Below are 12,227 nucleotides of genomic sequence, written 5' to 3'. Positions count from 1 at the left end.
ACAAAAAAGCCAAGGCGGACCTTGGCTTTTGAGAAAGTTTTTTATCGCTATTGATTCTGAGACATCAGAGCTTCAGCCGTCGCGTCTTGTATAGACAAAAACAACGAGTTGATTTTTCCAGTCGGTGTGCGCATTGGGTTCAACGTAACATTCTGGTACATAAACTCCGCTTGCTGCGTAACTGGTCGAACATTGCGACAGCAGAATAAGTAAGGTCGTTGTCGCCATGTGATGAAGCTGCGACAGCCTAGGTCATACACTGGTTTTGTTTTTAATTTAAACCACTCCTGTGGGATTTCAGGGAAGATATCAAATATAGAACGACCTATCGCATCATGAGACTGCAAACCACTGTGATGAGTCATAAACCCATTCCAGACCTGTACATTGTAATCTCGATCAATGACCACTAAGCCCATGTCAACGTTTTGTACCATATCCACCATCCAATGGAATTGTTCAAACTCTGCTGGCATATTCAACATTAGAACTCCTCCATTAGATAAGACAGTTTGTTATCAAGCAGCGGCAAGGATTCATCCACAAACATAAACAACAAGTCACAACGAATCGACGTTCCTTCAATGTTGTAGCTCACTTCGAATGTCATCGTGCGGCTGAATGCTCCAGTTGTAGATTCAATGATCGAGTCAATTGAGATATGTTGACCAAGGAGTACTGGTGGACTTTGGAAGAATCGGACTTCAGACTGCTCGCCTAAACCATTTAAGAACGACCCCACCAAAATATTAGAAATATCCATTAGCAGCTCAAGCTCTTCTAGCTCTTCGCTGTCTGCTGGTACTTTCATCAACTTTTTGAGATCAGATACGCTTGAATCACTCAAAATCACTAGCGCTTCGCCAGCAATACCTTCGCCACAAAATCCCTGACAAACGCCCGATACGTTGTCATGCGACGCCAAGTCGCGTAGCGCCATGTGAAGTTCGCTCACTTCAAAGATATTGACGTTCGGCAGAGGTAGTTGCACAAACACGTCAAAGTGACGCGCCAACGCATCGGCTGCTCGACCAATTGAAACGTTAGCCACTTCCATGTAAATATCGCGACGACGTAAAATCGGTAACTCAATAGAGACAGGCGTGATAATTTGAGGACGAGGTTCTGGCTCGACCAACTCTTTAAGCGCCTTCTTGAGTTCATCTTTGGCGATCGGTTTTTGAATAAACGCTTTTGCACCCAGTGCGAACACGCGCTCTTTCGCTTTAGGTTGGATATCCCCCGACACAACAACCACCGGAGTTTTATCCCCCAACCGTTGCATGTGCTCTAGTGTTTCAAAGCCATCCATTTCTGGCATGGTCAAATCAAGAAACATCAATTTAAACTCGTTTTTTTCGAGTTCTTCTAGCGCGTTTTTTCCGTGGATAGCAAACGTAATATCGGCATTCAATGTGGCTGGTAGTGATCTCGCCATCTGTTTGCGTGCTAACGCTGAATCATCACAGATGAGTACGGGAAAAGACATTCAATCACCTTTTTATATTCCACAATCTGCGCCGGAGTCTAACAGATTGTTACAGCATGTAATACGAGAAAACTGACGAGTTTTTTATTTCTTTATTATTCAATAAGCATACGCAATATGAATGAATGAGTGAACAAAATGACTAAAAAGCAAGCATCACATTCGCTGTTTAGTGACATAAAACAAACATGGGTAAAACTCCTCCACCCAAAGTAAGCAAAAAGTTGCAGCTAACATCCAAAGCCCATTTTTGCTCGAATTTCATTCTTTCCATTTCCATAATGGGTAAACAGTAACGCGCTAAAACTAAAAAGGCACCCTGCTAGAGGATGCCTTTAATAACAATTTCATCGATAAGATATCAATTCTATGGCACACCATGACCTTTAGAAGCCACCCATACGCGATACCATTGCTCTCGAGTAAGTTCGATGTTCAATGCATTAACTGCAGTTTGCACACGCTCGATTTTACCAGAGCCAATGATTGGAATAGGGTTAGATGGCAAACGACGTACCCAGGCATAAATTACTTGGTCAATACTCGCTGCGCCCACTTCTTCACGAATTGCTTCTAATTCGTTACGGACACGAACAGCTTGCTCACTGTCACCACTAAAAATTGAACCTCCACCGAGGCAAGACCAAGCCATTGGTCGCGTACGCAACATTTGCATTTGGTCAAGCGTTCCATCGTGAGCAACCTCAAAGTTAAGTGGGTTGATTTCCACTTGGTTAGTAACCAACGGCTTACCTAAGCGAGATTGCAGCAGTTCAAACTGGCGTGGAGTGAAGTTAGACACGCCAAAGTGCTTCACTTTGCCGACTTTGTGAAGCTCAGAAAATGCTTCTGCAACCTCGTCCGCATCCATTAACACGTCAGGACGATGAATTAAAAGTACGTCGATTTCATCCACATTCAAACGTTCTAGCGAGTTATTCACCGATTGGTAGATATGTGCTGAGCTCGTGTCGTAGTGATTGATCTTACGCTCTGGCGTTTTATCGCCACACAAATTGATGTCGCATTTCGTCACGATCTGAATTTGCTCACGAACACTCTTGTCTAAAGCTAACGCTTCACCAAACAACGCCTCACACTCGTAATTACCGTAGATGTCGGCGTGATCGACTGTCGTAATGCCTAACTCAATGTGTTGCTTAAGAAATGACAAACGCTCTTGAGCCGTCATTCCCCACTCAACTGCACGCCAATATCCTTGAACCAGCTCTGAGAACTCTGGGCCTTTTGGTGCAGTTACTACTTTTGCAACCATGGGTTTTCTCCTTCAATTGATCTGCATTCATCGTAGTCTTGTTTTCGTACCGGCTCAACGGGTAAACTTTCGCAATTCGAACTGGAGTACGAAATATGTCTTTTGCCCAACGCCTAGCCACCCTGATCGGAGAAGAAAGCATCAGTGGGTTCGCTCGACGCGTCGATGTGTCTGAAGCTTTAATACGCAAATACCTTAAAGGCAGTGAACCTAGCCTAACCAAAGCAAATCAAATTGCAATGCGCGCCAATTGCTCTCTCGAATGGTTAGCAACGGGATGTGGTTATTTATATCGCCGCGCTGAAGTCGTAGATATGGATGCGTACAAACTTGCATTTCAACACGTTATGAATCAGCCGTTGCCAGATGAGGCAGAAGAACAGCACCGTAAGCTCATCGCTGGCTATCAATACCTGCGTGCGCACAAAAAATCGGATGGATTTTTAGACGAGTCTGCGATGGCGACCTTCCTATCTCTCCATAAAGAATCTAAAAACGAGTCACTTTAACATCGATAATTTCGCCATCGCTGTGCAATTCCACATTTAAAGACGGTGATGGCGACGAAAACTCGTCCGGTTTTACCCAAAATAAGCTTCGAATCGTTTCTTGCGGATAGCGGTTTATCAACAAGATAACTTCTTTATCGACAAGCTCAGAAGATTTGTTTTCCAGCGCTTCAACGACGTCATAGTGTTCTTGTCCGATAGTTATGTTGCGTAAAACTAATCCGTCTTTTCTTAAATTGAGGATTAAGTCATTGAGACTTTGCCATTGATATTCGGTCAAAAAAGAGAACTGAGCACTGTCCTTTCCCAAAACAACTTCACCATACAGATGCTGCTGATAGTACGAAAAATCGTCCAAACAAAATGTGCTGATATACGTTGAAACATCTTGCTGCTGCACGTCACAGCGATACCAGCTTCCCCTTGTCTCTATACGCTCTTTTAAATTGGAGTACGGCATTGCTGACAACGTGTCTTGCCACCAGCTCGGCGTTGAAAGTGCCGGAAACGTTACCGAACAACAACATAAAGAAAGTAAGAGTCGAAGATAAAAGCGCATGCACTGCTCTAGTTGGTTGACATCGAACCAAGACATTACTGACTGCAAAAAAATGTTCAAGAGAAAAATAGTGGCAGGTGGCGATGAAAGTTATGGTGATGAAAGTTATAACGCAGAAATTAAGAAGGCGCACATGTGCGTGCGCCTCTACCTCGTTACTCAATCGTGAGTGTGCGAATCGGCGATGTCTATTGATGCATCCCGAACATAAAACGAGGACTTACCGTAGGGTTTGAATCCATCCAAATTGTGTGTAAAACCTCACATCCCTCCTTCTGAAGCAGTCATGTTGCTTTACAATTAAAGCATGGTTCATTTTTCTCAAAAAACAAGTTTTTTATCCTAAATTATGAGAGCAATAGCACAATCTGAGTGAATGAATAATATCGCGACACTTCGAACACTCAATAGTGAAAAGCTAAATTGCATCTTTATTGATTAGGTCTAGACTCTGCGAAGCGTATACTTTCTTTCGTCCCTTCCCCCCAGCAACAGGAGAGCTTGTTAATGACCAAACGCGAGAGAATTGTGAAATCTGTGTTGGCGCACGTACCGAAAGATGCGATTAACCAGTTTGTCTCTCGAGGGTCAACACCATTTTCTGTTCTCATTATGGCCGCCATTGTGGGTACGTTGGCTGGTTTTGTCGGTACGTATTTCGAGCTTGCCGTTCATTTCGTTTCTGAAACACGAACAGAATGGTTAAGAAGCGAAATTGGTAATGTTCTACCGTTGTGGCTGGCAGCGGTTCTCATTAGCGCACTTTTAGCTTTTATTGGCTATTTTCTTGTGCACCGCTTTGCGCCAGAAGCGGCAGGTTCTGGTATTCCTGAAATCGAAGGGGCAATGGATAATATTCGTCCAGTGCGCTGGTGGCGAGTTCTACCAGTAAAATTCTTCGGCGGCATGGGCGCACTTGGCTCAGGTATGGTGCTGGGTCGTGAAGGCCCAACCGTTCAAATGGGGGGCGCTGTTGGTCGAATGGTGACCGATATATTCCGCGTAAAGGATGACGATACCCGCCACTCCCTGCTCGCTTCTGGTGCTGCTGGCGGTTTGGCTGCGGCTTTTAATGCCCCACTCGCAGGCATTATGTTCGTTGTGGAGGAAATGCGACCTCAGTTTCGCTACTCTTTGATCTCAATTCGCGCAGTGATCATTTCTGCCATTATGGCGAACATAGTGTTTCGCGCCATCAACGGGCAAGACGCCGTTATCACTATGCCGCAATACCAGTCGCCAGAGCTTCAAACCCTATGGCTGTTTTTATTGCTTGGCGCATTGTTTGGCGTGTTTGGCGTGATCTTCAATAAACTGATTACCGTGGCACAAGACAGTTTTGTCGCAATTCACAAAAACGATCGTAAGCGCTACTTGATTGTGGGTTCGCTACTGGGAGGCGTGTTTGGTTTGCTTCTTTTGTACGTACCCCAACTAACTGGTGGTGGTATCGGCCTTATTCCTGACATTACTAACGGTAACTACTCGGTATCTATTTTAGTTTTGCTTTTCTTTGGTCGCGTAATTACAACCCTGCTCTGTTTTGGTTCTGGTGCGCCGGGAGGCATCTTTGCACCTATGCTTGCTCTGGGAACCTTATTTGGCTATGCGTTCGGAGCAAGTGCTGATGTCTTGCTCCCTGCGCTTGATATCGAGCCTGGTGTTTTTGCGATTGCGGGCATGGGTGCCCTGTTTGCTGCAACGGTACGTGCACCGATTACTGGTATTCTGTTAGTGATTGAAATGACGAATAACTACTACTTAATCCTGCCATTGATCATTACTTGTTTGGGCGCTGTGATTATTGCTCAATTGTTGGGTGGACAACCTATTTACAGCCAGCTGCTGCATCGTACAATCAAAAACGAAAAGTTACGCCAGCAGGATCTACCGGAGAATCAATCAACATAACATTCTCTTTGTTATCACTTCGCTCCAGACTATCGAAGGGTTTGGAGCGATAAACTCTGCATTTTTACATCTTTTCCCAAATATTCGATACCAAACTCACAAAATTATCATTCTCTGATATTTGCTCACCACCTTTCATGAGAAACCCCTCTCCATACTTGTTAGTATTCGCTACTTAAATAGAGCATTTCATCCAAATCGTCATGTTTCGTTTCATTCAGGCAAAAATCAAATGGAGTAGATTTGAACTGGAGAAGACCTGTGCAGTTTTATAGTGTCCCGCCGTCTCAAGCCGCGTTGGCACTAGGTATGATAGGTTTAGGGCAAGCTTGGGCACTCTATGTTCCTGAGATTGGTGAACCGATACGCCCATTTTTGGCGTCACTCGGCGCACTTTTACTCGCCCCTGCACTCATAAAATATGCCGCGAATCCACGATTATTCATGGTCGACATTCGTCACCCACTGAGTGGTAGTTTAATGGCACCAATGAGTATGGCGTTACTGATCCTTGCAGATTATCTTGCCGCTGTAGCGCCTATCATCGCTTATCCACTTTGGTTTATGGCGCTTTTGCTGCATTTTACTATGATGGTGCTGTTTTTTAGCTTTCAGCTAATGAACTTCAAAATGTCCAATATCGTACCGAGTTGGTTTCTTTATCCGGTGGGGCTAATCAGTAGTTCACTAGCCGGTTCTCAACTAGGTCACAACTTATTCTCCGAAACATTAGCGATGATGTGCATCGGCATTTATTTCTTCATGCTGCCACTCGTGTTGTATCGCTTAGTGTTTTTCGGCTCTCTACCAAGGCGAGCAAGACCGACCCTCGCGATTATGGCCGCGCCGGTAAACTTGTCATTAGCAGCATACTTGGTGAACTTTCCCTTACCTGATCCGATACTAACAGGCGCATTGGCAGGGATCGCCATCACTATGACTTTATTGATCTACTTATGTTACTTCCGCTTACTTCGCTTGAAGTTTCAACCTTCTATCGCGGCAGTAACCTTTCCTTCCGTGATCAGCGCTATCGCAATGCATCGCTTAACCTCTTTTTTTGCCGAATCGCACCCTCACTGGCACTGGCTGCACGACTTTGGTTTTCTAGAGCTCAGTATCGCGACTGTATTGGTTGTTTGGGTATCGGCAGGTTACGTCAAAATGTATTGGCCAGAAATCATGAAGTCATTTTCTAAACAAGCATAAAAAAAGGATGGCGTTTGCCATCCTCTTAGAATAGTGCTTGGTTACCTAACGTAAACCGTGCAGAAACTCGGCACGCGTTGCTGGGTTGCTTTTGAAGATACCGCCCAATGCTGTTGTCGTGGTTTCGCTGGTTGCATCCATCACACCGCGAGATTTCACGCAGTAGTGTGTTGCGTCAATCGTCACTGCCACATCATCGGACTCAAGCAACGTTTGAAGTGCAACAAGAATTTGCTGAGTCATACGCTCTTGAACTTGTGGACGCTGGGCAAAGAAGCGAACGATACGGTTGATCTTTGACAGGCCAATGATCTTGCCACGTGGAATGTAAGCCACAGCAGCCTTGCCATCGATGGTCACAAGGTGGTGTTCACAAGTACTGGTCACTGTGATGTCCTTCACGCGAACCATCTCGCTCACGTTCATCTTGTTCTCAATCACCGTGATTTTAGGAAAGTTGGAGTAATCCAGACCAGAGAAGATTTCGTCAACGTACATCTTAGCAATGCGGTGAGGGGTTTCTTCTAGGCTATCGTCAGTGAGGTCAAGTTGAAGCAGACCTAAGATCTCACGCATGTGGTGTTCGATCTTCTCTTTCTTCTCTTCACGACTTACGTTGTTTGGACGCATTGGCGTTTCCAAACCGCGTTGCTCTAGCGCTTCTTTTACTAACTTCGCTGACTCGCTAAGACCTGACATTCCACTTCCTCTTTTGTTTTACTTCAGCCTTCGTACAAACCCAATCAAAATTGCATTCATACTTTTCGCTTTGAGTTGCTCAGTTCGTGTCTTTACACCAAGTCACATCAGATGAAGGTACTGAGCTGATTTTCTTGAGCTCCGCGGGCTTTTTACCCCTTTCGGATGGCTGACAAGGATACTCGGATTTTTGAATAATTACACCCATATTTTATAGGTGGACATTCTTACTCGGTCCCCTTTTTATGGTAAAGTTGCCACAAAACAAAAGAACACAGGATTTTCTCAATGGGCTGCTGCGACGCACCTGGCTTGATGCCAATTGAAGAAGCGATGGACAAAATGCTATCGCGAATCAAACCTATCCAAACAACGCTTTCTCTTCCACTTGCTGAAGCACTCGGTTTTGTACTGGCAGAAGATATCTTGTCTCCTATTCACGTACCGCCATTCGATAACTCAGCAATGGATGGCTACGCTATTCGCATTCAAGATCTTGAGTCATCTTCTGTATTGCCTCTGGCAGGTAAATCATTTGCAGGACAACCTTTTGAAGGTGAATGGCCTCAAGGTACCTGTGTTCGCATCATGACTGGCGCAAAAATCCCACAGGGTTGTGATGCCGTTATCATGCAAGAAAACACTGAAGTGACAGATGATGGCATTCAGTTCAACCAAACCGACGTGAAGCCACAAAACAACATCCGCCCAACAGGTGACGACATCAAGCAAGGCGACATCGTACTGGCAAAAGGTGCACGTTTGACACCTCGCGATATTCCGATGATTGCGTCTCTTGGTATAAGCCATGTGACAGTAGTGCGTAAACCCAAAGTTGCTTTCTTCTCTACTGGTGATGAACTTAAACCACTGGGCGAACCGCTAGACGAAGGTCAGATCTACGACAGCAACCGTTACGGTATTAAACCACTTATCGAGAACTTCGGTTGTGAAGCCGTTGATCTTGGCATCATTCCAGATTGCCCAGAGACTCTGAAAGCAACCTTTGAACAAGCGCAAACATTGGCAGATGTGGTTGTGACCTCCGGCGGTGTCAGTGTAGGCGAAGCGGATTACACCAAAGACATTCTTGAAGAGCTTGGTGAAATCGGTTTCTGGAAGCTAGCAATCAAGCCGGGTAAACCTTTCGCGTTTGGTAAGCTAAGCACTGCTTGGTTCTGTGGTCTGCCGGGTAACCCGGTTTCTGCCGTGCTCACTATGTACGTGCTTGTTCAACCAATGCTGGCAAAACTTGCAGGCCATACCGAATGGAAAGCACCCGAGTCTATTCCAGCAACAACCAAAACCGCCTTTAAGAAAGCACCAGGTCGTACCGATTACCAACGTGGTATCTACACATTGGAAGATGGCAAGTTTGTGGTTGAAACAACCGGTAACCAAAGCTCTGGCGCATTCCGCTCAATGAGCCTAGCGAACTGTTTTGTTGTCTTGGAACGTGAGCGCGGCCGAGTTGAAGTGGGCGAAACGGTTCAGGTTCAACTATTCAACTCAACCCTTTACTAGGAAGACGTTGTGGATATTCTTTCCGATCAGGAAATGCTGCGTTACAACCGCCAAATCATTCTTCGTCAGTTTGACTTTGAAGGACAAGAAGCACTCAAACAAGCATCGGTATTGATGCTTGGTGCTGGCGGTTTAGGCTGCGCATCAAGCCAATATTTGGCGACTGCTGGTGTCGGTAAAATCACGCTGATTGATGATGATATCGTCGAGTTGTCTAACCTTCAGCGCCAAGTACTGCATCACGATGCGGATATTGGTCGTAAGAAGGTAGAATCAGCGGCCGATGCACTACGCGAGCTTAACCCGCACATCATTGTAGATACCATCGCAAAGCGTCTTGATGATACAGAGCTAAAAAGCTTGATCGAACAGCACACTATTGTTGTCGATGCATCAGATAACGTCGATACGCGCAATCAACTTAACCGCCTATGTTTTGCGACCAAAACACCGCTGATTTCAGGCGCGGCCATTCGCATGGAAGGCCAAGTGAGTGTGTTTACTTACGATGATCCAGCGCAACCATGTTACCAGTGCTTAAGTGCCCTCTTCGGCAGCGATGCGCTAAGTTGTGTCGAAGCCGGAGTAATGGCGCCTGTTGTGGGTATTGTTGGCGCAGTGCAAGCGATGGAAGCGATTAAAGTGATTGCTGATTACGGCCAACCAAAGAAAGGAAAAATTCTGATTTTGGATGCGCTCAGCATGTCTTGGCGAGAAATGAATCTGATGAAAATGCCCTCCTGTCCGGTTTGTAGTTAGTTCTATACCTCTAATCATTCCCAAAAAGCCCAACTCGATGTTGGGCTTTTTCTCATTTTGACAATCAGATTTACAACCCTTCTTCTTACAAATCTTAGCTCTATAAAATTCAACAACTTAAAAGTTGGCACATTCCTTTCATTGCATATATCACGAACCAATGAGAGGGCGAATTATGAAAAGGACATCACTACTACTTGGGTCTCTAATAGCGAGCGCTTACGCACAAGCGGCGCCATTTGATACGTGCCCAAGCCAAGCATACCTATTCCAATCAACCCCGGTTCAAATCTATGGCGTCAATTTGGTTACAGGCTCTACGACTCTTTTAGAGGACGACACAGGTTTGGCTTCGGGCATCAACGGTGTAGGCTTTAACTTCACTGACCGTTATATCTACGGCTACGACACCACAAACAAAAAGATTGTTCGTCTTGGTCAAGACTTCCAAGCAGAGACACTTAATGTTTCGGGTCTTCCTACCGACCACACGTTTTACGTAGGTGACGTTTACAACCACGTCTACTACTTGTACCGCAAAGGCAAAGGACTTTTCTCCATTGACCTTTCTCCGCTCGATTCTGATCCAAATGCGACATTGAGCATCGTGAAAATCAGCTCAACAGCGACTGTGAACCTAACCGACTTTGCATTCCATCCAGGCGACGGTTCCCTTTACGGCATCGACAATAATTCTGGAGTGCTGTACCAGTTCAACCCATCGAATGGTAACACGACTGCGATAGGCGACACTGGCGAGTTAGGCACATTTGGTGCTGGCTACTTCGATGTAAACGGCAACTACTACGTGTCACGTAACCAAGATGGCAAAATCTATCGCGTTGACCTTTCGGAAGGCAACGCAGCCAATATCGCAGCAGGTATCGTTCCTGCGGTTGAGTTTGTATCCAACGGTCCAAGCTCAAGCCAAAATGACGGTGCACGTTGTGCAAATGCTCCGGTGATTAACGAAGACGAGCCAATTGATTTCGGTGATGCTCCAGACAGCTACCACACAACACTTGCGTCAAACGGTCCTCGTCACGAAGTGGACGGTGTAACTTGGCTTGGTTCCGTCGCTCCAGATGGTGATGCCGACGGTCAAGCAAACGACAACTCTGTGGGCACAGCCGATGAAGATGGTGTTGGTTTTGTATCCGCACTTGATCCAGGCTTAAGCTCAATTGTGAATGTGACAGCTTCTACTTCTGGCTACCTATCAGCATGGTTTGACTGGAACCGCGATGGTGACTTTGATGATGAAGGCGAACAGGTCTTTACTGACCAATTACTGTCTGCGGGTAATAATCCCCTACCGTTTGTCGTTTCAACCGCTGCAACGGAAGGGTCTAGCTGGAGCCGATTCCGCTTTAGCCAACAAACCGGATTAAACTACGATGGTGGTTCGACATCTGGTGAGGTGGAAGATTACCCAATTACCATCACTGGTAATGGTTACTCAGTGGAATATTTCCCGAGTGCAGAAGATTACGCCACCGTCGCTTACGAAGATAACTGGCCATACACCGCAGACTACGACATGAACGATGTGGTCGTAAAATTCCGCATCACCGAAACCAGTCTTGCGGGTCATGTTGAGAGTATTCAAATTACTGGCGACCTAGCGGCTTACGGTGCAAGCTACAAAAATGGCTTCGCAATCCGACTACCGGGTGTATTGAGAAGCTCGATTGAAAATGGATTAACGACGCTATCCTTCAATGGTGTAGAGCAAGCATCTAATGGCTTGGAAAGTATTTCTGATGAAGCCATTTTCATCATCAGTGAAGACTTAAGCACACACGCGGCGAGCAGCTGTAGCTACTTCCGTACCGAGTCTGGCTGTGATGATAACGTTTCACTCACCTTTACCTTGAATGTGTACTTCACCGAAGGCTCTGACCGTTCAGCCATTCAAGCCATGCCATACGACCCGTTCATCTTCGCAACGCCGGGGACTTACCATGGCGACGGGATTACCTTCCAACCAGGTCGTAAATGGGAGGTTCACTTAGCAGACCAAGCACCAACAGAACAGTTTGATGACCAAAACCTCTTCGGTGTCGGCGTCGATGCAAGTGACCCTGTACAAGGTGTGTACTTCAAAACAGCAAACAACTTACCTTGGGCACTGTTGATAGTAGAAGATTGGGATTGGCCGCTAGAGCGTGTAGACATGGTCGATGCATACCCTCAATTCCAAACTTGGGCCGAGTCTGGTGGCGAACGAAGCACAGATTGGCACACCGCTCCAACACCTAACAAATGCTACATTCCATAGGGAGATAACAT

At 45.9% G+C, this 12,227-nt stretch carries 11 protein-coding genes; 6 read left to right on the top strand and 5 right to left on the bottom strand.

All coding sequences use genetic code 11. From position 1 onward, the window contains the following. Positions 1–47: 47 nt before the first annotated feature. The 3 genes from L3V37_RS04410 to L3V37_RS04400 all read right to left on the bottom strand — a co-directional run bounded on the left by L3V37_RS04410 (position 48) and on the right by L3V37_RS04400 (position 2,765). Positions 48–485, bottom strand: coding sequence for a PAS domain-containing protein (locus tag L3V37_RS04410; RefSeq protein WP_005373463.1), 438 nt, complete (start codon positions 483–485; stop codon positions 48–50). Then, complete coding sequence (locus L3V37_RS04405) at positions 485–1,489, bottom strand: response regulator (RefSeq protein WP_005373466.1); 1,005 nt, start codon at positions 1,487–1,489, stop codon at positions 485–487. The genes L3V37_RS04410 and L3V37_RS04405 overlap by 1 nt, the downstream gene beginning before the upstream one ends. Before the next feature lie 367 nt (positions 1,490–1,856). Further along, positions 1,857–2,765: an aldo/keto reductase family oxidoreductase gene (locus L3V37_RS04400; RefSeq protein WP_005387688.1), complete on the bottom strand. Its 909-nt coding sequence runs from the start codon at positions 2,763–2,765 to the stop codon at positions 1,857–1,859. 95 nt (positions 2,766–2,860) lie between these two features. Between L3V37_RS04400 and L3V37_RS04395 the strand changes: the two genes are divergently transcribed. Further along, complete coding sequence (locus tag L3V37_RS04395) at positions 2,861–3,274, top strand: helix-turn-helix transcriptional regulator (protein ID WP_005396084.1); 414 nt, start codon at positions 2,861–2,863, stop codon at positions 3,272–3,274. Here the strand turns inward: L3V37_RS04395 and L3V37_RS04390 are convergent. Next, on the bottom strand, positions 3,255–3,869 hold the full coding sequence (locus L3V37_RS04390) for a hypothetical protein (RefSeq protein ID WP_237305894.1): 615 nt from the start codon (positions 3,867–3,869) through the stop codon (positions 3,255–3,257). The two genes, L3V37_RS04395 and L3V37_RS04390, sit on opposite strands and share 20 nt — an antisense overlap. A gap of 471 nt (positions 3,870–4,340) precedes the next feature. Between L3V37_RS04390 and clcA the strand changes: the two genes are divergently transcribed. Then, positions 4,341–5,744 (top strand): H(+)/Cl(-) exchange transporter ClcA, encoded by a 1,404-nt coding sequence (clcA, locus tag L3V37_RS04385; RefSeq protein ID WP_005373473.1) that lies wholly within the window; start codon positions 4,341–4,343, stop codon positions 5,742–5,744. Positions 5,745–6,005: 261 nt separating this feature from the next. Beyond that, entirely contained in the window at positions 6,006–6,953 is a 948-nt protein-coding gene (locus tag L3V37_RS04380; protein ID WP_237305893.1) for a TDT family transporter, read from the top strand. A gap of 45 nt (positions 6,954–6,998) precedes the next feature. Here L3V37_RS04380 and folE read toward each other — a convergent pair whose 3' ends face one another. Beyond that, the gene (gene folE / locus L3V37_RS04375) at positions 6,999–7,652 is read right to left on the bottom strand and encodes a GTP cyclohydrolase I FolE (RefSeq protein ID WP_005373478.1); all 654 of its coding nucleotides are present in this window, start codon (positions 7,650–7,652) and stop codon (positions 6,999–7,001) included. Between the two features lie 288 nt (positions 7,653–7,940). Here folE and moeA point away from each other — a divergent pair, with 288 nt between their 5' ends. The 3 genes from moeA (at position 7,941) to L3V37_RS04360 (ending at position 12,216) form a co-directional block, all read left to right on the top strand. After that, a complete protein-coding gene (gene moeA / locus L3V37_RS04370; RefSeq protein WP_237305892.1) occupies positions 7,941–9,176 on the top strand; it encodes a molybdopterin molybdotransferase MoeA in 1,236 nt (411 codons plus the stop codon). Between the two features lie 9 nt (positions 9,177–9,185). Continuing rightward, on the top strand, positions 9,186–9,935 hold the full coding sequence (moeB, locus tag L3V37_RS04365) for a molybdopterin-synthase adenylyltransferase MoeB (RefSeq protein ID WP_005387678.1): 750 nt from the start codon (positions 9,186–9,188) through the stop codon (positions 9,933–9,935). A 175-nt stretch (positions 9,936–10,110) separates the two neighbouring features. Next, positions 10,111–12,216: an LruC domain-containing protein gene (locus L3V37_RS04360; RefSeq protein ID WP_237305891.1), complete on the top strand. Its 2,106-nt coding sequence runs from the start codon at positions 10,111–10,113 to the stop codon at positions 12,214–12,216. Positions 12,217–12,227 lie beyond the last annotated feature (11 nt).

This window comes from Vibrio sp. D54 (genome assembly GCF_021728075.1).
Taxonomy (GTDB): Bacteria; Pseudomonadota; Gammaproteobacteria; order Enterobacterales; family Vibrionaceae; genus Vibrio; species Vibrio alginolyticus.
The sequence above is the reverse complement of the archived record's forward strand: the minus strand, read 5'-3'. Positions and strand labels throughout refer to the sequence as shown.